Annotated in this window: 18 protein-coding genes; 8 read left to right on the forward strand and 10 right to left on the reverse strand. The window is 72.4% G+C overall.

What is annotated here, in order from left to right:
• Positions 1–80 precede the first annotated feature (80 nt).
• Together ABTY04_RS19235 and ABTY04_RS19240 are read left to right on the forward strand one after the other, a co-directional pair.
• Complete coding sequence (locus ABTY04_RS19235; protein ID WP_352214534.1) at positions 81–2,915, forward strand: DEAD/DEAH box helicase; 2,835 nt, start codon at positions 81–83, stop codon at positions 2,913–2,915.
• A gap of 91 nt (positions 2,916–3,006) precedes the next feature.
• The gene (locus tag ABTY04_RS19240) at positions 3,007–3,687 is read left to right on the forward strand and encodes a TetR/AcrR family transcriptional regulator (protein WP_352214535.1); all 681 of its coding nucleotides are present in this window, start codon (positions 3,007–3,009) and stop codon (positions 3,685–3,687) included.
• Here the strand turns inward: ABTY04_RS19240 and ABTY04_RS19245 are convergent.
• The 4 genes from ABTY04_RS19245 to ABTY04_RS19260 all read right to left on the reverse strand — a co-directional run bounded on the left by ABTY04_RS19245 (position 3,684) and on the right by ABTY04_RS19260 (position 8,174).
• Entirely contained in the window at positions 3,684–4,649 is a 966-nt protein-coding gene (locus tag ABTY04_RS19245) for a pseudouridine synthase (RefSeq protein WP_352214536.1), read from the reverse strand. The genes ABTY04_RS19240 and ABTY04_RS19245 overlap by 4 nt on opposite strands.
• An 18-nt stretch (positions 4,650–4,667) precedes the next feature.
• Positions 4,668–6,227 carry a serine hydrolase gene (locus ABTY04_RS19250; RefSeq protein ID WP_352214537.1) on the reverse strand — a complete coding sequence of 520 codons (1,560 nt, stop codon included), beginning with the start codon at positions 6,225–6,227 and terminating at the stop codon, positions 4,668–4,670.
• A gap of 157 nt (positions 6,228–6,384) precedes the next feature.
• Complete coding sequence (locus ABTY04_RS19255) at positions 6,385–7,218, reverse strand: siderophore-interacting protein (RefSeq protein ID WP_352214538.1); 834 nt, start codon at positions 7,216–7,218, stop codon at positions 6,385–6,387.
• A gap of 50 nt (positions 7,219–7,268) precedes the next feature.
• Positions 7,269–8,174 carry a 5'-3' exonuclease gene (locus ABTY04_RS19260; RefSeq protein WP_352214581.1) on the reverse strand — a complete coding sequence of 302 codons (906 nt, stop codon included), beginning with the start codon at positions 8,172–8,174 and terminating at the stop codon, positions 7,269–7,271.
• Between the two features lie 259 nt (positions 8,175–8,433).
• On the opposite strand from ABTY04_RS19260, the gene ABTY04_RS19265 reads away from it, so the two are divergent.
• Positions 8,434–9,045, forward strand: coding sequence for a helix-turn-helix domain-containing protein (locus ABTY04_RS19265; protein WP_229341211.1), 612 nt, complete (start codon positions 8,434–8,436; stop codon positions 9,043–9,045).
• Positions 9,046–9,050: 5 nt separating this feature from the next.
• Positions 9,051–9,818: a helical backbone metal receptor gene (locus ABTY04_RS19270; protein WP_352214539.1), complete on the forward strand. Its 768-nt coding sequence runs from the start codon at positions 9,051–9,053 to the stop codon at positions 9,816–9,818.
• On the opposite strand, the gene ABTY04_RS19275 is transcribed toward ABTY04_RS19270, so the two are convergent.
• On the reverse strand, positions 9,784–10,914 hold the full coding sequence (locus tag ABTY04_RS19275) for a TDT family transporter (RefSeq protein WP_502996671.1): 1,131 nt from the start codon (positions 10,912–10,914) through the stop codon (positions 9,784–9,786). The two genes, ABTY04_RS19270 and ABTY04_RS19275, sit on opposite strands and share 35 nt — an antisense overlap.
• Before the next feature lie 70 nt (positions 10,915–10,984).
• On the opposite strand from ABTY04_RS19275, the gene ABTY04_RS19280 reads away from it, so the two are divergent.
• Positions 10,985–11,908, forward strand: coding sequence for a LysR family transcriptional regulator (locus tag ABTY04_RS19280; RefSeq protein WP_352214540.1), 924 nt, complete (start codon positions 10,985–10,987; stop codon positions 11,906–11,908).
• A 141-nt stretch (positions 11,909–12,049) separates the two neighbouring features.
• On the opposite strand, the gene ABTY04_RS19285 is transcribed toward ABTY04_RS19280, so the two are convergent.
• The 5 genes from ABTY04_RS19285 to ABTY04_RS19305 all read right to left on the reverse strand — a co-directional run bounded on the left by ABTY04_RS19285 (position 12,050) and on the right by ABTY04_RS19305 (position 15,747).
• Positions 12,050–12,364 carry a DUF1876 domain-containing protein gene (locus ABTY04_RS19285; RefSeq protein WP_352214541.1) on the reverse strand — a complete coding sequence of 105 codons (315 nt, stop codon included), beginning with the start codon at positions 12,362–12,364 and terminating at the stop codon, positions 12,050–12,052.
• A gap of 11 nt (positions 12,365–12,375) precedes the next feature.
• Entirely contained in the window at positions 12,376–12,576 is a 201-nt protein-coding gene (locus ABTY04_RS19290) for a DUF5988 family protein (protein ID WP_352214542.1), read from the reverse strand.
• Between the two features lie 45 nt (positions 12,577–12,621).
• A complete protein-coding gene (locus ABTY04_RS19295) occupies positions 12,622–13,326 on the reverse strand; it encodes a gamma-glutamyl-gamma-aminobutyrate hydrolase family protein (protein WP_352214543.1) in 705 nt (234 codons plus the stop codon).
• Between the two features lie 70 nt (positions 13,327–13,396).
• Positions 13,397–14,875 (reverse strand): ethanolamine permease, encoded by a 1,479-nt coding sequence (gene eat, locus ABTY04_RS19300; RefSeq protein ID WP_352214544.1) that lies wholly within the window; start codon positions 14,873–14,875, stop codon positions 13,397–13,399.
• Positions 14,876–15,000: 125 nt separating this feature from the next.
• Positions 15,001–15,747 carry a FadR/GntR family transcriptional regulator gene (locus ABTY04_RS19305; protein WP_352214545.1) on the reverse strand — a complete coding sequence of 249 codons (747 nt, stop codon included), beginning with the start codon at positions 15,745–15,747 and terminating at the stop codon, positions 15,001–15,003.
• Positions 15,748–15,824: 77 nt separating this feature from the next.
• On the opposite strand from ABTY04_RS19305, the gene ABTY04_RS19310 reads away from it, so the two are divergent.
• From ABTY04_RS19310 to ABTY04_RS19320, 3 genes are read left to right on the forward strand one after another with little or no spacing between them, the layout of a single operon-like run.
• On the forward strand, positions 15,825–17,189 hold the full coding sequence (locus ABTY04_RS19310) for a glutamine synthetase family protein (protein WP_352214546.1): 1,365 nt from the start codon (positions 15,825–15,827) through the stop codon (positions 17,187–17,189).
• A 44-nt stretch (positions 17,190–17,233) separates the two neighbouring features.
• Positions 17,234–18,613 (forward strand): aldehyde dehydrogenase family protein, encoded by a 1,380-nt coding sequence (locus tag ABTY04_RS19315; RefSeq protein WP_352214547.1) that lies wholly within the window; start codon positions 17,234–17,236, stop codon positions 18,611–18,613.
• 7 nt (positions 18,614–18,620) lie between these two features.
• Positions 18,621–19,412, forward strand: a complete 792-nt coding sequence (locus tag ABTY04_RS19320; protein WP_352214548.1) for a 3-oxoacyl-ACP reductase — start codon at positions 18,621–18,623, stop codon at positions 19,410–19,412.
• The last annotated feature ends 37 nt before the right edge of the window (positions 19,413–19,449 follow it).

The following is a 19,449-nucleotide window of genomic DNA, read 5'->3' on the forward strand; positions in this document are numbered from 1 at the left end:
CGCGGGGCCGCCCGTGCCGCACGGGCTGCTCATAAAGATCGCGACTGTTGTCAGAGGCGGCGGGTAGGCTCGAAGACAAGATGACCGAAGAACTCTCCCCCGCCGAGCGGTACGCCGCTGCCCGGATCCGCGCCGCCGAAGAGGCCTCCGCCCTGGCCCCCTTCCGCGAGATGTACGAATTCGACCTGGACGCGTACCAGGTCGACGCCTGCAAGGCACTGGAGGCCGGCAAGGGCGTGCTGGTCGCCGCCCCGACCGGCTCGGGCAAGACGATCGTCGGCGAGTTCGCCGTGCACCTGGCCCTGCGGCAGGGCCGCAAGTGCTTCTACACGACGCCCATCAAGGCCCTGTCGAACCAGAAGTACGCCGACCTCGTCAGGCGCTACGGCGCCGACAAGGTGGGCCTGCTGACCGGCGACAACAGCGTCAACTCCGAGGCGCCCGTGGTCGTGATGACCACCGAGGTGCTCCGCAACATGCTGTACGCGGGTTCTCAGTCGCTGCTCGGCCTCGGCTACGTCGTGATGGACGAGGTGCACTACCTCTCCGACCGGTTCCGCGGAGCCGTCTGGGAGGAAGTGATCATCCACCTCCCCGAGTCGGTGACGCTGGTGTCCCTGTCGGCCACCGTGTCCAACGCCGAGGAGTTCGGCGACTGGCTCGACACCGTGCGCGGCGACACCGAGGTGATCGTCTCCGAGGAGCGGCCCGTCCCGCTGTGGCAGCACGTCATGGCAGGCCGCCGGATCCACGACCTCTTCGAGGAGGAGTCCGACCACGGAGGGCGCGGCTCCGCGCGCCGTGAGGTCAACCCCGACCTGCTGCGCATGGCGCGCGAGGAGAACAGCCGCACGTACAGCCCGAAGGACCGGCGGCGCGGCAAGATGGTCCGCGAGGCCGACCGCGAGCGCGAGCGGCGCTCCCGCGGCCGGATCTGGACCCCCAGCCGCCCCGAGGTCATCGCCCGCCTCGACGGCGACGGGCTGCTGCCCGCGATCAACTTCATCTTCAGCCGGGCCGGCTGCGAGGCCGCCGTCCAGCAGTGCCTGTTCGCGGGCCTGCGGCTCAACGACGACTCCGCCCGCCTGAAGGTGCGCGAGATCGTCGAGGAGCGGACCGCCTCCATCCCCGCCGAGGACCTGCACGTCCTGGGTTACTACGAGTGGCTGGAAGGCCTGGAGCGGGGCATCGCCGCGCACCACGCCGGCATGCTGCCCACCTTCAAGGAGGTCGTGGAGGAGCTGTTCGTCCGCGGCCTGGTCAAGGCCGTCTTCGCGACCGAGACCCTGGCGCTGGGCATCAACATGCCCGCGCGCACGGTGATCCTGGAGAAGCTGGTCAAGTGGAACGGCGAACAGCACGCCGACATCACCCCCGGCGAGTACACCCAGCTCACCGGCCGGGCGGGGCGGCGCGGCATCGACGTCGAGGGCCACGCCGTGGTGCTGTGGCAGCGCGGCATGGACCCGGCGGCGCTCGCCGGGCTCGCCGGCACCCGTACGTATCCGCTGCGGTCCAGCTTCAAGCCCTCGTACAACATGGCCGTGAACCTGGTCCAGCAGTTCGGGCGGCACCGCTCGCGCGAGCTGCTGGAGACCTCCTTCGCGCAGTTCCAGGCCGACCGCTCGGTCGTCGGGATCTCCCGGCAGGTGCAGCGCAACGAGGAGGGCCTGGAGGGCTACCAGGAGGGCATGACCTGCCACCTGGGCGACTTCGAGGAGTACGCGCAGCTGCGCCGCGACCTCAAGGACCGCGAGACGGACCTGGCGAAGCGGGGTGCGGCCCAGCGCCGGGCCCAGGCGGCCGGTTCCCTGGAGAAGCTCAAGCCGGGCGACATCATCCACGTGCCGACCGGCAAGTTCGCCGGGCTCGCGCTGGTCCTGGACCCGGGCGTGCCGGCCGGGCGGGTCAACGGGCACCGCGGGTACGAGTACGCCGAGGGCCCGCGCCCGCTGGTGCTGACGGCGGAGCGGCAGGTCAAGCGGCTCGCCGCGATCGACTTCCCGGTCCCGGTCGAGGCCATCGAGCGGATGCGGATCCCCAAGACCTTCAACGCGCGCTCGCCGCAGTCCCGTCGGGACCTGGCGTCCCAACTGCGGGCCAAGGCAGGGCACATCGTGCCGGAGCGCCGCGGCCGCGGCCGGGCCGAGGCGGCCGACGACCGCGAGATCTCCCGGCTGCGCGCTGCACTGCGGGCGCACCCCTGCCACGGCTGCGACGAGCGCGAGGACCACGCCCGCTGGGCGGAGCGCTACCACCGGCTCAAGCGGGACACCCAGCAGCTGGAGCGGCGCATCGAGGGCCGGACGAACACGATCGCCCGCACCTTCGACCGGATCCACAGGCTGCTCACCGAGCTGGACTACCTGCGCGAGGACGAGGTCACCGTGCACGGCAAGCGGCTCGCCCGGCTGTACGGGGAGCTCGACCTGCTGGCGTCCGAGTGCCTGCGCGCCGGGGTCTGGGAAGGCCTGTCCCCGGCCGAACTGGCCGCCTGCGTCTCGGCGCTGGTGTTCGAGGCGCGGCAGTCCGACGACGCGGTGCCGCCGAAGGTGCCGGGCGGTGCGGCGAAGGCGGCGCTGGGCGAGATGGTCCGCATCTGGGGCCGGCTCGACGCGCTGGAGGAGGAGCACCGCATCAACCAGGCGGAGGGTGTGGGCCAGCGCGAGCCGGACCTCGGCTTCGCGTGGGCGGCGTACCAGTGGGCCTCCGACAAGAGCCTGGACGAGGTGCTGCGCGAGGCGGAGATGCCGGCCGGTGACTTCGTGCGCTGGTGCAAGCAGGTCATCGACGTGCTGGGGCAGATCGCGGCCGCGGCCCCGTCCTCGCAGGGCGGGAGCACGGTGGCACGAAATGCCCGTAAGGCCGTGGACGCGCTGCTTCGGGGTGTAGTGGCCTACAGCTCGGTCGGCTAGCCGCTTTTGGGGCTTCCTCTGAATACGGTCATGGCCGGATCTCATCTCTTGCCATGATCAATTCAGTCGTGTCCTGTGCGACGATCGCCCCATGACTGGGGGAACGGACGAGGGGCCGAGACGGGTCGGCCGGCCGCGCGCCGATCGGCTGCGACCGGCGAGCGGCCGGCCGCCGCGCGAAGAACTCCTCTGCGCGGCGGCCGAGCTGTTCACCGTCCGGGGGTACGCCGCCACCACCACGCGGACGGTGGCCGAACGGGCCGGAATGCGCCAGGCCACGATGTACCACTACTTCCGCGGCAAGGAGGAACTCCTCGCCGAACTCCTGGAATCCACGGTCGCGCCCTCGCTGGTGTTCGCCCGCCGGCTGCTCGCCGACGCCGCGAGGCCTGCCGCGCAGCGGCTGTGGGAGCTGTGCCGTTCGGACGTGATGCTGCTGTGCGGGGGCCCTTACGACCTGGGCGCCCTCTACCTGCTGCCCGAGGTGGCCGGATCACGGTTTACCCGCTTCCGCCGGATGCGCGGCGAACTCAAGGATGCCTACCGCGCGTTGCTCGCCGGTACCTCCGCCGGGGCCGAACTGGCCCGGGACGGGGCCGGGCTGGTGCTGCGGGGCGATCTGGTCTTCGGGCTCATCGAGGGCGTGATGCTGATCCACCGCGCCGATCCGGACCGGCCGGTGGTGGCCTTCGCGGAGGCCACCGCCGATGCGGCGCTGCGGATCGCGGGGGTCACGGGCGCCGCCGGAAGGGCCGGGACCGCCACGGCCTAGCCCTGGCCGCCGGCCTCCCAGGCCGCGAGGTCCTCCCAGGCCTGCAGGGACAGGCCGCTTTCGAATCGGCGCTCGGCGCCGGTGACCGGGTCGGTGAACTGCACGCTGCGGGCCAGGAGTTGGAGGGGGTTGCGGTAGTCGTCCGGGGCTGGGTCGGTGACCTGCGGATACACGGGGTCGCCGAGGATCGGCAGGCCCAGGCTGTTCATGTGCACCCGCAGCTGGTGGGTGCGGCCGGTGTGCGGGGTCAGCCGGTAGCGGCCCAGCTCCCCCTTGGTACCGATGAGCTCGACGAGGCTCTCGGCGTTCGGTTCGGCGTCCGGGATCTCGGCCGCGGCCATCACCCCGCGGGTCTTCTCGATGTGGCTGCGGACCGTGCGCGGGAGGACGACCTCCGGGTCGTGCCGGGCGAGGGCCTCGTACTCCTTCACGACCCGCCGCTCCTGGAACAGCAACTGGTACGCGCCGCGGTCCTCGGGCCGGATGCTGAACATCACCAGTCCGGCGGTCAGCCGGTCCAGCCGGTGTGCCGGGCTGAGTTCGGGCAGGCCGAGCTCCGTGCGCAGCCGGGCCAGGGCGGTCTGCGTGATGTGGCTGCCGCGCGGGGTGGTCGCCAGGAAGTGCGGCTTGTCCACGATCAGGAGGTGTGCGTCGCGGTGGACGACGCGGATCGGGAACGGCACCACGGGCTCCGGCTCCATGTCCCGGTGGAACCACAGGTAGGCGCCCGGCTCGTACGGGTCCTGCGGATGCAGGACCCGCCCGCCGGGGCCGAACACCCGCCCGGTGCGCAGCAGGCGCGCGATGGACTCGGCTCCGCGGGTGCCGGCGTAGCGCGCGGCGAGGTAGCCGCCCAGGTCGGGCCACCGTCCGTCGGGGGCGGCGGGCAGCCGGAGCCGGACCGGGTCGATGCCGGCGACCTGGGGGAGGGGGGAGGGGGGTGCCTGGGTTCTGCGTCTCATCGGGCCCAGGCTATGCGGCTACTGCTTGGTGAACGTGCCGAGGTGGGTGGCGTCCAGGTACTCGATGCGGACCGCGCCGTCCTTGAACGTCACCCCGGTGCGGCCGACCGCGTTCTCGCCGGCGGTCACGTAGCTGAAGGTGTCGCCGTCGTAGTGGGTGAGCGGGAAGCGCATCGGCTTCGGGCCGAGGGAGAGGGTGAGGCCGCCGTCGCCGCTGCTGTTCGCCGTGACCGTCAGCTTGCCGTAGTACGGGCTGACGTAGGTCCCGGTGTACGCGCTGTCGGAGCGGGCCGGCTTCGCGTCCGCGGGCGGGTGCGCGTAGTCGGTGGCGGAGGGGCCGGGGCCGAGCTGCTGGGCGTACAGCGCGGCGAACAGGGGCAGCCAGTCGGTGGTCGCAGCGCCGTGCTCGGCGGTGTCGAAGAAGTCCATCGCGATGGCGTCGGCCATGCCGACCGGGGCGCCGTTGGTGAGGACGACGATGCCGAGCTTCTCCAATGGGAGCAGCGTGACGTTGGTGTTGGAGCCGAGTTCGAAACCGCCGGAGTGGCTCAGGCGCAGCCGTCCCGCGTCGTCGTACGAGACGTTCCAGCCGAGGCCGTAGAAGCCGGTGTGGTCCAGGGGCGGGGCCGGCGCCTGCGACACGATGTGCGGCAGGCGCGTGGTTGCGAGGGTGTCGGCGGGAATGATCCGCTTCCCGTCGAGGGTGCCGCCGGCAAGTTGGAGGCGCAGCCAGCGGGCCATGTCGGTGGCGGTGGAACTCACGCCGCCGGCCGGTGCCTGGGCGTCGGGGTCGCGCACGAAGCGGGGCGACCAGGTCCCGTCCGGGTTCTTGACGTGGGTGGCCGCGTGGTCGGGGGCGTTGATGAAGGCCGAGAACCGGGTGCTGGTGTGCTTCATCCCGGAGGGTTTGAACAGGGTGTCCTGGCTGAGCTTCTCCCAGGTCGTGCCGTGCTGGCGGGCGACTGCTTCGGCGGCGGCGGTGAGGCCGAAGTTGGTGTACGCGTAGCTCGCGCGGAAGGACGAGAGGGGTTCCAGACGTAGGTGGCCGAGGATGTACGCCTGGTCGTAGCCGAGGTCTTCGAGGAGGTCGCCGGCGTGGTCGGGGAGGCCGCTGCGGTGCGAGAACAGGTCGGCGGTGGTGACGTGGCCGGTGACCCAGGGGTCCTTCAGCGCGAAGCCGGGGAGTTCGGCGGGGCTGTTCCAGTCGGCCGGGTCTTTGAGGGCGCCGGCCACCACCGTGGAGGAGATCGGCTTGGAGACGGAGGCGACCTGGAAAACGGTGTCGGGGCCGATGGCACCGGGTGCGTCGGTGCGCCGGACGCCGAAGCCCTTGAGGTAGACGACCTTGTCGTCGTGGACGACGGCGACGGCGGCGCCGGGGACCCCGGTGCTGCGCAGGGCGTCGTTGACGAACCCGTCCAGGTGGGCGAGCGCCTTGTCCACTTCCGCGTCGGTGATCTGTGGCTTGGGCGCGGGCGGCGGGCTGGGCGCGGCGTGCGCGGTGACGACGCCGGCGGCGGCCGTCGCGGCGAACACGACGGCGGCTCCGGCTGCGGTGAGCATGCGGAGCTTGCGCATGCGGACATTGTCCTGCCGAACGGGTGAACCCGCCGCACGAGGGCGGCGGCCCCGGCCCGGGCGGGGCCGCTGCGCGGCCCGGCTCCGGGGCGGACGGCTCCCGGCCGGGCCGGAAGGCCGGCGCGAGGCCGGTGGCCCGGTCAGGCCCCTGTCGGGCTCAGGCCGCGGATTCCTGTTCGGCCAGCACCCTGGCGTTCCAGTCGCCCTTGATCGCCCGCCAGCCCTCGTCCGTCTCGCCCAGCCGCCAGTAGCCCGAGATCGACAGGCGCTCCTTCGGGACTCCGCGTTCCAGGCGCAGGTGGCGGCGGAGGTCCTTCACGAAGCCCGCCTCGCCGTGCACGAAGGCGTGGACCTCCCGGGAGGGGAACTCCAGGCTCCTGACCGCCTCGACGAGCAGCTCGCCGACGGGGCGGGTGCCGCGGTGGAGCCAGACGGGGGCGATGCCGTCCGGGGTGGCGATCTTCTGCTCGTCGTCCGGGCCCTCGATCTCCACGAACGCGTGCACCCGCGCGCCCGCCGGCATCCGCTCCATCGCGGCCGCGATCGCCGGGAGTGCGGACTCGTCGCCCACCAGCAGGTGCCAGTCGGCCTCCGGGTCCGGCGCGTAGGCGCCCCCCGGTCCGAGGAAGCGGACGAGTTCACCGGGCCGGACGCGGGCCGCCCAGGGGCCGGCCAGCCCCTCGTCGCCGTGGACGACGAAGTCGAGCGTCAGCTCCAGGTGCGCCGGGTCCCACGAGCGGACCGTGTACGCCCGCTGGCGCGGCCACGCCTCGCGTGCGTACTCGGCGCGGATCCGGTCCAGGTCCCACGGGGAGGGGTACGTGACGCCCTCGGGCGCGAACAGGAGCTTGATGTAGTGGTCGGTGAACTCGCCCGCACTGAACCGGACCAGTCCGGCGCCGCCCAGCACCACGCGCACCATGTGCGGCGTCAGCCGCTCTGTGCGCACGACGGCTGCGGTACCGATCTTGCGGGCGCGTCCTTCTGCCACGGCGTTCTCCCCTTGCTCCCCTGAAACTTAGGATTACCTAAGTTATCACCTCAAGGCCGCAGCGCGCTGCTGAGGCGTGACACCGCTCCGCCCAGACCCCACCGGTGCGCCAGCGCGTCGACGAGTTCCGGCTGCGCGGGCACCGCCGGCAGAGCAGGGTCGAACGCCGGAAGCGGGACGTCCGAGGCCACCTTGACCACCTTCGGAGCCACCGCCAGATAAGGCCGGGACTCGTCCAGGCGCTTGCGCTGGGCGGGGGTCAGCTTCGACTTCGGGTCGTCGACCGCCGCGATGATCCCGGCCAGGGTGCCGTACGCGTCCAGCAGCTTCGCCGCCGTCTTCTCGCCGATCCCCGGGACCCCGGGCAGCCCGTCGCTCGGGTCCCCGCGCAGCAGCGCCAGGTCCGCGTACCCCGGGCCGTCCACCCCGTATTTCTCGCGCAGCCAGGCCTCGTCCGTCACCTGGAGCGTGCCGACCCCCTTCAGCGGGTACAGCACGCGCCGCTGCCGGGCGTCGTCCACCAGCTGGTACAGGTCCCGGTCGCCGGTGACGATGTCCACCGGGCCCGTGGCGCGCGCCGTGAGAGTGCCGATCACGTCGTCGGCCTCGTACCCGGCGACCCCCACCCGGGCGATCCCGAACGCGTCCAGGGCCGTCTCGATGATCGGCACCTGCGGGGCCAGCGTGTCCGGGGTCTCCTCCACGTCCGGTCCGGCCTCGGTCTCCTGCGCGACCCGGTGGGCCTTGTAGGAGGGGATCAGCTCCACCCGCCAGTGCGGCCGCCAGTCGGCGTCCATGCAGGCCACCAGATCGTCGGGGCGGTGGTCCTGGACCAGCCGTCCGATGAAGTCGAGCAGTCCGCGCACCGCGTTGACCGGGGTGCCGTCCGGTGCCTTCACGGAGTCCGGCACACCGAAGTACGCGCGGTAGTAGAGGGAGGCGGTGTCCAGCAGCATCAGGCGTCGAGTCGTCGTCACGGTGACGATGATGCCGCAACCCCCACGGGCGCCCGCGGCGACGGGTTACGCCCGGGGGCACGGAAAGTGGCCGCGAGAGCGATCCGAAATGGCACGGGAGTTTCACCCGGGGCGTACCGTGGTGGGCTCTTGCACGCGAAACCGGGAGCGGTTGCTGCGTAAGGTGCTTACAGCACACCCACGTGCGACGGACGCAGACGTACGCCGACGGACCAGACAAGGGGAGGGCAGCCCCGCCATGGACGACAGGGACGGCTCGGACGACAAGGAACGGGACAAGGACGCCAAGGAACCGCTCCGGGTGGGCGTGGCCGTGCGCAAGCGGCGCCGGGCGCTCCACCTCACCCTTGCCGCCGTATCGGCGCGCAGCGGCCTGTCGGTGCCCTTCCTGAGCCAGATAGAGAACGAGCGGGCCCGGCCCAGCATGCGGTCCCTCGAACGGGTCGCGGACGCGCTGGAGACGACGGCCGTCGAGCTGCTGGCCGCGTCCGACACCGCGCGCACGGTCGACCTCGTACGGGCCGGCGACGACTCCGGGCTCACGCCGGTGCCGGGCGTGCGTCCCCTCGTACGCGGACACCACCAGCTGCACGCACTGGAGTTCACCGGGGACCAGGACGCGGGCCGCGAGTACCAGCACCGCAACGACGAGCTGATGTACGTGGTTTCGGGCGCGTGCCAGGTGGAGGCCGAGGGGCGGGCGTACCGGCTGGAGAGCGGGGACGCGCTGTTCCTGTCCGGCGGCGTGCGCCACCGCTGGCGGGCAGTCTCCGAGGACACCCGGCTCCTGGTCGTGGCGGTCGGGGAGCACATCCACGCGACCTCCGAGCCGCCCTCGCCCGGGCGCTGAGCCGGATGCGGGTCGTCTCGCTCGTGCCCTCGCTGACCGAGGCGGTGGCGGTGAGCGCTCCCGGGCTGCTCGTCGGGGTGACCGACTGGTGCACCCACCCCGCGGACCTCGGGAAGCGGGGCGCGGTGCGGATCGGGGGCACGAAGAACCCCGACGTCGAGCGGATCGCGGCGCTGCGCCCGGACCTGGTGATCGCCAACGAGGAGGAGAACCGGGCCCCGGACCTCGCGGCGCTGCGTGCGGCGGGGGCGGAGGTGCTGGTCACCGAGATCCGCGATCTGCCGCAGGCGCTGACCGAGCTGGACCGGGTGCTCGTGGGGGCCCTGGGGCTGGCGAGACCGAAGTGGCTGGACGATGCGGAGGCCGCATGGGCGCGGGTGGAGCCTGCCGGTTCGCTCCGGGCATTCGTGCCGGTGTGGCGGCGGCCCTGGATGGTGCTCGGCCGGGACACCTTCGCGGGAGATCTGCTGGCCCGGCTGGGCGTGCACAACATGTACGGCGGGCACGCCGAGCGGTATCCGCGGGTGCCGGTGGAGGAACTGGCCGCCGCCGACTGCGATCTGGTGGTGCTTCCCGACGAGCCGTACCGCTTCACGCGCGAGGACGGCCCGGAAGTCTTCCCGGACCGTCCGTCCGCCCTGGTCAGCGGCCGCCACCTGACCTGGTACGGGCCCTCGCTGGCCGAGGCCCCGGCCGTACTGGCGGCGGCGCTGCGGGCGGCCCGCCAGGGTGATCCGGCTAGGCCGTCTCCCGGGGGAGCAGGGTGCCCGTGAACAGGCCGCGCAGCGTGTGGGCAGCGGCCGGCAGCCAGGCGGTCAGCAGGGCCAGGAACAGGGCGGCCGCCAGCCAGGCGAACGCGGTCAGGCCGGTGTGGCGGGCCAGGCCGGCGGCGCCGGTGACGCAGGTGCCGACGGGGAAGGTCAGCGCCCACCAGGTCATGGCGAAGCCCATGCCGCTGCGGGCCGCCCGGACCAGCATCGCGGCGGCGAGGGCCAGCCACAGCAGGGCGAACCCCATCACGGGCACTCCGTAGACGACCGCGAAGGCACCGAGTGCACCGGCGTAGGGGGCGCCGATCGCCTGCGGGGCCATGTCGGCGAGCTGGCCGACCGCGGTGGTGGACTGGCCGAGGGGGCCCAGGACCAGGAACAGTGTGGGGGTCAGCAGCAGGGGCAGGGGGCCGCTCGTGATCAGCCGGCCGAAGACCAGGGGCAGCATCAGCAAGGTGGCCAGCAGGCTGATGCCGAACATGGCGTAGCAGGCCAGCAGCAGCGCCTCGCGGGGCTGGCCGGCGGGCAGGTGGGGTATCAGCAGGGGGCCCAGGGCGGCGGAGACCATGGGAGCGACCAGCGGCAGCAGCCACACCGGGGTGGCCTGGGCGGCCTCGGCCTTGTGCCGGACCACCATCAGGTACGGCACCACCACGGCCATGAGCAGGCCGATCGCGGTGCCGGCGGTGAAGAGCACGGCGTCGGAGGCGACCGCGGCGGGCTCGCCGATGAGGTCCTTGCCGACGGTCAGGGTGCCGCTGCCGACGGCCAGCAGCGCCATCGCGAGGCACCCGTAGAAGGGGGCCACCGCCGGATCGAGGAGGTGGGCGCGGGCCTGGTCACGATGGTGGAGCCAGTGGCCGGCGCGGGCGGTGAGCACGAGGGCGAGGGCCGCGGCGGACAGCGCCCAGACGATCTGGCAGGCCACGCGCTGGCCGGGCACCTGGTACGGGAGGGTCGCGCCGGCATTGGCGACGATGGCCGTGCCCATGACGGACGCGTACCAGTTGGGGCCGAGGTGACGGAGCGCCGGGAAGGCCTTGTGGGCCTGGGGGGTCCGGGGTGTGCGGGCGCGGGGTCGCGCGAGGATGGTGGCCATGGGCCCAGCGTCGTGCCGGGGCCCGGCGGACGGCAGAGGCCATCTGTCTATGAGGTCATAAACTGACTTTATGGGTAACGAGGAGTGGGTTCCGCTGGCACACCGGGTACCGGACCTGGGGGCGCTGGAACTGCTGCTCGCGGTCGCGCGGGTCGGCAGCCTGAGCGGTGCGGCCAAGCGCGTGGGCATCACGCAGCCCGCCGCGAGCAGCCGGATCCGGGCGATGGAGACGCGGCTGGGCGTGGCACTGGTGGACCGCTCGCCGCGGGGTTCGACCCTGACGGCGGAAGGAGCGCTGGTCACGGACTGGGCGCGGCGCGTGGTGGAGGCGGCGGAGGCGTTCGACGCCGGTGCGCAGGCGCTGCGGGGGCGGCGGGACTCACGGCTGCGGGTGGCGGCGTCCATGACCATCGCCGAGTACCTGCTGCCGGGATGGCTGATCGCGCTGCGCGGGCAGCGGCCGGACACGGCGGTGTCCCTGCACGCGGGGAACTCGGCGCTGGTCGCGCAGCGGGTCCTCGCGCACGAGGCGGACCTCGGCTTCGTGGAGGGGCTGACCGTGCCGGACGGGCTGGACTCGGCGGTGATCGCCCAGGACCGGCTCGTCGTGGCGGTGGCGCCGGGACACGCGTGGGCGCGGCGCAGGCGCGACGTGGAAGCGGCGGAACTGGCGGCGACGCCGCTGATCCTGCGGGAGCGGGGCTCCGGTACCCGGCAGGTGCTGGACGCGGCGCTGGCGGGCTGCGGGGGACTCGCGGTGCCACTGCTGGAACTGGCGTCGACCACCGCCGTGAAGGCGGCGGCGCTGAGCGGGGCGGGGCCGTGCGTGCTCTCGGAACTGGCGGTGGTGGACGAGCTCGCCGCCCGGCGGCTGGTGGAGGTACCGGTGGCCGGAGCGGCGCTGGGGCGGGCCCTGCGGGCCGTCTGGCCGACGGGCGCCCGACCGGCGGGCCCGGCCCGCGACCTGCTGTCCCTGACCCGCGCCCGCCCCTGAACGGCGGCCCGGCCGGCGCGAGCGCCGGCCCGGCTGCGTGACGGGCCGGCGCCCCGCGGGCGGGGGCCGGGCTGAGACCGCCGCTCGGGCCCGCCGCCGCCCGATCCGGGGCGAGACCGCCGGTACGGGCCGGGGCGGCGGTCAGTGTTCCGGGCGGGGTGGGGTTTCGGCGTCCTGGGGCCAGCCGTAGCCGGTGCGCGGCAGCCGGGGGGCCTCGCCCAGAGACGCCAGGTCCTTGTCGGCGGCACGCATCAGCTGGCCCGCGAGGTCGCGCATGGCCCGGCTCGCCGCGAGCTCGTCCCCGATGGCGGAGACCTCCACGTCCTCGGGATTGCAGCGAGCCGTGCCACGGCCGGTCAGCTGCGTGCTGCCGGTGTCGAGCACGGCCCGTGCCCTCGTGGTGCCGCCCTCCTCGGTGAGCGAGACACCGACCTTCCATTCCGCGTTGTGTGTCATGGCACGCCTCGTCATTCGGCGATCTCGGTCCTCTCCCACCACTCGAACACCGGCAGCGGCCCCTGCGGACCGTCCTGCTGCCGCGCCGTGGCCCGGAAGTGCTCGTACCCGCCGCGGTGCGGGATTTTCACGTCCTCGCCGGTGGACGGAGCGTCGACGACCCGCTCGGGCAGGTCGGCCGGTCCGCCCTCCAGCACAGCCTTGTTCGTCATACCTCCAGTCTTCCGACCTGCCGGACGGCCCGCACGTCGGCGCCGTCAGACCCGCACGGCCGGGGCCATCGCGGCGGCCTCGACCAGAGCCGCCATCACGCGGGTGTCCTTGTCGCGTTCCGGGTGCCACTGGACGCCGAGGACCCAGTGCCCGGGGCCGGGGAGTTCGATGGCCTCCACCGTTCCGTCGACCGCGTGGGCCGAGGCGACCAGGCCGCGGCCCAGGCGGTCGACGGCCTGGTGGTGGTAGGTCGGGACGTCCGCCTCTTCCGGGACCAGCTCCGCGTACCGGGTGCCCGCGACCGGGCGGACCGGGTGCCAGGACATGACCCCGGGAGCCACCGCGTGGCCGTCGATGTGCTGGATCAGCGTGCCGCCCAGGGCCACGTTCAGCGCCTGCATGCCCCGGCAGATGCCCAGCAACGGCATGCCCGCCGCCAGGGCCGCCTCGATCAGGGAGAGTTCCCACTCGTCCCGCTGCGTCGCGGGGGCGCCCGTACGGGGGTGCCGTTCGGCTCCGTAGCGGACCGGGTCCACATCGGGGCCGCCCGCGACGACCAGACCGTCCAGCCGGCTCAGCACCTCCGCCGCCGATCCGGGTTCGTCCGGCGGGAGCAGCACGGCCGCGCCGCCCGCCGCCTGGACGAGTTCGTGGTACCCGGAGGGCACGAGGGACGTCGCGACGTCCCACACTCCGTAGCGGGTGGATTCCTCCACGTAGGTCGTGATGCCGATGAGCGGCCTGGGCACGGTTGCTACCTCCAGGAGCAGGAAGAGGGGGATGGGCAGGGGGAGATGGGGGAATCGGCCGGCTCCCGGGTCAGTCCCGGGTCAGTTCCGCCTCGGCCTCCGCCAGCGCCGCGAACTCCTCCTCCGGTGCGGAGGCCACCAGGTGGTGCCGACTGTAGAGCGCGAAGTAGGCGAGGGCGACGGCATACACGCCCAGTGCGATGAACGCCGCGTCCTTGTCCACCAGGAAGGTGGCGACCAGCGCCGACAGGGCGAGGACGAGGGCCACCGAGGAGGTCGCGATGCCGCCGGGCGTGCGGTACGGGCGCTCCAGGCCCGGCTCCCGCTTGCGGAGCACGATGTGGGAGAGGGCCATCAGCGCGTACGAGATGGTCGCGCCGAACACGGCGATGTTGAGCATGCGCGGGCCGTTCCCGGTGGCCGCGGCGAGTGCGAAGCCGATCGCGCCGGGGATGAGCAGGCCCAGGTACGGGGCCTTGCGCTTCGAGGTCAGGGACAGGAAGCGGGGCAGGTAGCCGGCCCGCGACAGGGCGAACAGCTGGCGCGAGCCCGCGAAGATGAGGGAGAAGAAGGAGGCCACGAGCCCGGCCAGGCCGGCGTAGTTGACGAAGGTCTTCAGCCAGGACAGGCCCGGGTTGCCTTCGAGGGCGACGACCAGCGGGTTCCCGGCGTCCTTGATGGCGTCGGCTCCGCGGGCGCCGGTCGAGGCCAGGAAGGTGACCAGCGCGAGCAGGACGAGGATGCCCATGGAGATCGACAGGGCCCGCGGCATGGAGCGCACCGGATCCTTGGCCTCCTCGGCGGCCAGCGGCACGCCCTCGACGCCGAGGAAGAACCACATGCCGAACGGGAACGCGGCCCAGATGCCGAGGACGCCCAGCGGCAGCCAGGAGTTCGCGCCGAAGGCGGTGGTGTCGACGGCGATGTCGTCGAGGCGGGCCGGGTCGAACTCGGTGAAGGCGCCGAGTGCGAAGACGATCAGCGCGAGCACGGCGACGGCCGTGACGACGAGGGAGAAGCGCAGCGCCTCGCCGACGCCCCACAGGTGGATGCCGATGAAGACCGCGAAGCAGGCGAGGTAGACCGGCCAGCCCGAGGTGAGGCCGAAGAGGTGCAGCGATTCGACGTAGTCGCCGATGAAGATGGCGATCGCGGCCGGGGCCAGGATGTACTCGATGAGGATCGCGGTGCCGGTGAGGAAGCCGCCCCAGGTGCCGAGCGCCCGGCGGGCGAAGCCGTAGCCGCCGCCCGCCGTCGGGAGGATCGCGGACAGTTCCGTGAGGGAGAAGACGAGGCAGGCGTACATCGCGCCCATCAGGGCGGTGGCGACGGCGAGTCCGCCGAAGCCGCCCTGGGCGAGGCCGACGTTCCAGCCGGAGAAGTCGCCGGAGACGACGTACGCGACGCCGAGACCGGTCAGCAGCAGCCAGCCGGCGCTGCCGCGGCGCAGCGTGCGGCGCTCCAGATACCCGTCGTGGCTGTCGCCGCCATCGGGGGACGTGGTGGGTTCGGGTACGGCTGCGAGCCGTGCCTCGGTGTCGTCGGCCATGTGCGCTCCTGCCTAGGGCAATGGTTGTGGGGCGTACCTTTGCCGTACCGGAGTGGAGTGCGCAAGACCCCTGCGTTAAACAGGGGTTACGAAAACCTCTCGGGCGGCCCCTCGCGCCATCGGTCCTAGGCCAGAAATCCCCGCAGCAGCGCGGCCGTTCCGCAGCAGTGCTCGCGCATCACCTCGCGCGCTGCGTCCGCGTTGTGCTCCAGCACCGCCTCCACGAGCGCGGAGTGCTGCTGCTGCGAGTGCTCCAGGTTCCGCACGAGCAGCGGGATGCAGTCGAGCAGGTCGTTCACGGTGGCCCGGACGGCGGCGTACTGGGCCGTGAGGGTGGCGGACCCGGCGAGCTCGCACAGGGTGAGGTGGAAGAGGGTGTCCTGGCGGCGGTAGTCGGGCAGCGGCGCGTCGTGGGTGGCGGTCAGCGCTCCGAGCAGCCGCTCGGAGCCCTCCTCGGTGAGCCCCTGGGAGGCGCACAGCCCGGCCGCGCCCACCTCCAGGACCTCGCGGAACCGCAGGACGTCCTCGATGTCCACCCCCACCACGCGCCGGCGCAGCTCGTCCTCGGTGCCGCCGGCCGGGGTGTCGGGGCGCGGGAGCACGAACGTGCCGCCGTACCGCCCGCGCCGGGCCTCCACCAGGCCCTGGTCCTGGAGCACCTTCAGCACCTCGCGCAGGGTGACCCGGCTGATCCCCATCCGCTCCGCCAGCTCGCGCTCGGGCGGAAGCCGGTCGCCGCCCGGCACCAGGCCCAGCCGGACCACCTGAAGGATCTGCTCCAGCGCCTCCTCGAAACCGTTGCCCGCCCGCACCTGTCTCAGCACCGGATTCAGCCGCGCGATCGCGCCGCCTTCGCTCGCCGTGTCGGTCATCTCGGCTCTTCCCCTTCCCAAGCAATGGTTCTGTTCAATACCTTAGGCCTTCTCGGCTCACCGAAGGAGAGATTCCAGTGGTAGACCGCAAGCCGCCGCTCGCGCCCGAAGAGCTCCGTGCCCTCGTGGCGAGCGGCGAGATCGACACCGTGGTCCTGGCCTTCCCCGACATGCAGGGGCGGCTCCAGGGCAAGCGGTTCGCCGCACAGTTCTTCCTCGACGAGGTCCTCGCGCACGGCACCGAGGGATGCAACTACCTCCTCGCCGTCGACACGGACATGAACACCGTCGACGGATACGAGATGTCCTCCTGGGACCGGGGATACGGCGACTTCGCCATGCACCCCGACCTCGCGACCCTGCGCCGGATCCCCTGGAACCCGGGCAGCGCCTTCCTCCTCGCCGACCTGGCCTGGAACGACGGCTCGCCCGTGGTCGCCGCGCCCCGGCAGATCCTGCGCCGCCAGCTCGAACGCCTCGCCGAGCACGGGTACACGGCCATGGTCGGCACCGAGCTGGAGTTCATGGTCTTCCAGGACACCTACGAGCAGGCCTGGAACGCGGGCTACCGCGGCCTGACCCCCGCCAACCAGTACAACATCGACTACTCCGTCCTCGGGACCGGCCGCATCGAGCCCCTGCTGCGCCGGATCCGCAACGAGATGCAGGCCGCCGGCCTCACCGTGGAATCGGCGAAGGGGGAGTGCAACCTCGGCCAGCACGAGATCGCCTTCCGCTACGACGAGGCGCTCACCACGTGCGACCAGCACGCCGTCTACAAGACGGGGGCCAAGGAGATCGCCTCCCAGGAAGGAGTCTCGCTCACCTTCATGGCCAAGTTCGACGAGCGCGAGGGCAACTCCTGTCATATCCACCTCTCGCTGGGCGACGCCGACGGGCACAACGCGATGGCCGGAGACGGCCCGGGCGGAATGTCACCGGTTATGCGGCACTTCCTGGCCGGCCAGCTGGCCGCGCTGCGCGACTTCTCCCTTCTCTACGCCCCGAACATCAACTCGTACAAGCGTTTCCGGCCGGGATCCTTCGCGCCGACCGCCGTCGCCTGGGGCGTGGACAACCGGACCTGTGCGCTCCGAGTCGTCGGGCACGGCCGCTCCATGCGCTTCGAGAACCGCCTCCCCGGCGGGGACGTCAACCCGTACCTCGCCGTCGCCGGCCTGGTCGCGGCCGGGCTCTACGGCATCGAGAACCGCCTCGAACTGCCCGAGGCCTGCGCGGGCAACGCGTACACCGCCGACTTCGCGCACGTCCCCACCACCCTGCGCGAGGCCGCGGAGCTCTGGGAGAACAGCGAGATCGCCAAGGCGGCCTTCGGCCCCGAGGTGGTCGCCCACTACCGCAACATGGCCCGCGTCGAACTGGACGCGTACGACTCCGCCGTCACCGACTGGGAACTGCGCCGCTCCTTCGAACGCCTGTAGTCACGCCACGGGAACCCTTGAACCGCACACCTGAAAGGCACCACGTGTCCGACGCGCTGGCCCCAGACCAACTGGAAGTGCTGAATCCGGCCACCGAGGAAATCGTCGCCATCGTCCCGGCCGCCACACGGGACGATGTCGACACCGCCGTCGCACGGGCCGCCGCGGCCCAGCGCGGCTGGGCGGCAGCCGCACCCGCCGACCGGGCCCGGCTGCTGCGCCGCTTCGCCGCAGCGGTCGACGGGCACATCGAGGAACTGGCCCAGCTGGAGGTCCGCGAGGCCGGGCACACCATCGGCAACGCCCGCTGGGAAGCGGGCAACGTCCGCGACCTGCTCGAATTCGCCGCCGGGGGAGTGGAGCGGCTCTCCGGCCGGCAGATCCCCGTCGCCGGCGGCATCGACGTCACCTTCCTGGAACCCCTCGGCGTCATCGGCGTGATCGCCCCGTGGAACTTCCCCATGCCGATCGCCGCCTGGGGCCTGGCCCCGGCCCTGGCCGCCGGCAACGCCGTCCTGCTCAAGCCCGCCGAGACCACTCCGCTCACCGCGATGCGCCTCGCCGAACTCGCCCTCGAAGCCGGGATCCCCGAGCACCTGTTCCAGGTGCTCCCCGGCCGCGGGACGGTTGCCGGCGACGCGCTGGTCGAGCACCCGGACGTCGCGAAGATCGTCTTCACGGGATCCACCCCGGTCGGCAAGCAGATCATGGCCAAGTGCGCCGACCGGGTGAAGCGGGTCACCCTCGAACTCGGCGGCAAGAGCCCCAACATCGTCTTCGCGGACGCGGATCTCGAAGCCGCCGCCGCAGCCGCGCCGATGGCCTTCCTCGACAACACCGGCCAGGACTGCTGCGCCCGCACCCGCATCCTCGTCCAGCGTTCCGCCTACGACCGGTTCCTCGAACTGCTCGCCCCCGGGATCGAGGGCGTTCGCGTCGGCGACCCCGCCGACGAGAAGACCCAGATGGGGCCGCTGATCTCCCGCGTGCAACTGGACCGCGTACGGTCGTACGTCACCGACGACCTCACCGCGATCCGCGGCACCGCCCCCGAGGGACCCGGCTTCTGGTACCCGCCGACGCTCGTCACGGATGTCGCCCCCACCGCACCCGTGGCGGCCGAGGAGGTCTTCGGCCCCGTCGCCGTCGTGCTCCCCTTCGAGGACGAGGAGGACGCCGTACGCCTGGCCAACGCGACCGAATACGGCCTCTCCGGCTCCCTCTGGACCCGGGACATCGGCCGCGCACTGCGCGTCTCGCGCGCCGTCGCCGCCGGCAACCTGTCCGTCAACTCCCACAGCAGCGTCCGCTACTGGACCCCCTTCGGCGGCTACAAGCAGTCCGGACTCGGCCGCGAGCTCGGACCCGACGCCCTCACCGCATTCACCGAGACCAAGAACGTCTTCATCAGCACGGAGGCCTGAGCTCATCATGACCACTTCTGACACCGAGATCGTCTGCCGCCGCCTGGTCGGCCGTACCGCCGTCATCACCGGAGCCGGCAGCGGCATCGGCCTCGCCACTGCCCGCCGCCTGGCCTCCGAGGGCGCCAACGTGGTGTGCGCCGACATCGACGAGACGGCCGGCAAGGCCGCCGCCGAGGAGGTCGGCGGCACCTTCGTGAAGGTCGACGTCACCGACCCCGAGGAGGTCGAGGCCCTTTTCAAGACCGCCTTCGACACCTACGGCTCCGTCGACATCGCCTTCAACAACGCGGGCATCTCGCCCCCGGACGACGACTCGATCCTCACCACCGGCCTGGAGGCCTGGAAGCGGGTCCAGGACGTCAACCTCACCTCCGTGTACCTGTGCTGCAAGGCCGCCCTGCCGTACATGCAGCGCCAGGGCCGCGGCTCCATCATCAACACCGCCTCCTTCGTGGCCGTCATGGGCGCTGCGACGTCCCAGATCTCCTACACCGCCTCCAAGGGCGGCGTGCTCGCCATGTCCCGCGAGCTCGGCGTCCAGTTCGCCCGCGAGGGCATCCGCGTCAACGCCCTGTGCCCGGGGCCCGTCAACACGCCGCTGCTCCAGGAACTGTTCGCCAAGGACCCGGAGCGGGCCGCCCGCCGCCTCGTGCACATCCCGCTGGGCCGCTTCGCCGAGCCCACCGAGATCGCGGCCGCCGTCGCCTTCCTCGCCAGCGACGATTCCTCCTTCATCAACGCCACCGACTTCCTGGTCGACGGCGGCATCTCCGGCGCGTACGTCACTCCTCTGTAAGCCTGCTCCGCAGGCGGGCTCTGCAGGCGGCCGCCGA

It is taken from the genome of Streptomyces sp. NPDC097981, assembly GCF_040302565.1.
Lineage (GTDB): Bacteria > Actinomycetota > Actinomycetes > Streptomycetales > Streptomycetaceae > Streptomyces.

Excerpts from the sequence above, each read along its gene's own strand:
- ABTY04_RS19235 (WP_352214534.1), top strand. The coding sequence starts at position 81 with ATGACCGAAGAACTCTCCCCCGCCGAGCGGTACGCCGCTGCCCGGATC.
- ABTY04_RS19240 (WP_352214535.1), top strand. The coding sequence starts at position 3,007 with ATGACTGGGGGAACGGACGAGGGGCCGAGACGGGTCGGCCGGCCGCGC.
- ABTY04_RS19245 (WP_352214536.1), bottom strand. The coding sequence starts at position 4,649 with ATGAGACGCAGAACCCAGGCACCCCCCTCCCCCCTCCCCCAGGTCGCC.
- ABTY04_RS19250 (WP_352214537.1), bottom strand. The coding sequence starts at position 6,227 with ATGCGCAAGCTCCGCATGCTCACCGCAGCCGGAGCCGCCGTCGTGTTC.
- ABTY04_RS19260 (WP_352214581.1), bottom strand. The coding sequence starts at position 8,174 with ATGCTGCTGGACACCGCCTCCCTCTACTACCGCGCGTACTTCGGTGTG.
- ABTY04_RS19265 (WP_229341211.1), top strand. The coding sequence starts at position 8,434 with ATGGACGACAGGGACGGCTCGGACGACAAGGAACGGGACAAGGACGCC.
- ABTY04_RS19270 (WP_352214539.1), top strand. The coding sequence starts at position 9,051 with ATGCGGGTCGTCTCGCTCGTGCCCTCGCTGACCGAGGCGGTGGCGGTG.
- ABTY04_RS19275 (WP_502996671.1), bottom strand. The coding sequence starts at position 10,914 with ATGGCCACCATCCTCGCGCGACCCCGCGCCCGCACACCCCGGACCCCC.
- ABTY04_RS19280 (WP_352214540.1), top strand. The coding sequence starts at position 10,985 with ATGGGTAACGAGGAGTGGGTTCCGCTGGCACACCGGGTACCGGACCTG.
- ABTY04_RS19285 (WP_352214541.1), bottom strand. The coding sequence starts at position 12,364 with ATGACACACAACGCGGAATGGAAGGTCGGTGTCTCGCTCACCGAGGAG.
- ABTY04_RS19290 (WP_352214542.1), bottom strand. The coding sequence starts at position 12,576 with ATGACGAACAAGGCTGTGCTGGAGGGCGGACCGGCCGACCTGCCCGAG.
- eat (WP_352214544.1), bottom strand. The coding sequence starts at position 14,875 with ATGGCCGACGACACCGAGGCACGGCTCGCAGCCGTACCCGAACCCACC.
- ABTY04_RS19305 (WP_352214545.1), bottom strand. The coding sequence starts at position 15,747 with ATGACCGACACGGCGAGCGAAGGCGGCGCGATCGCGCGGCTGAATCCG.
- ABTY04_RS19320 (WP_352214548.1), top strand. The coding sequence starts at position 18,621 with ATGACCACTTCTGACACCGAGATCGTCTGCCGCCGCCTGGTCGGCCGT.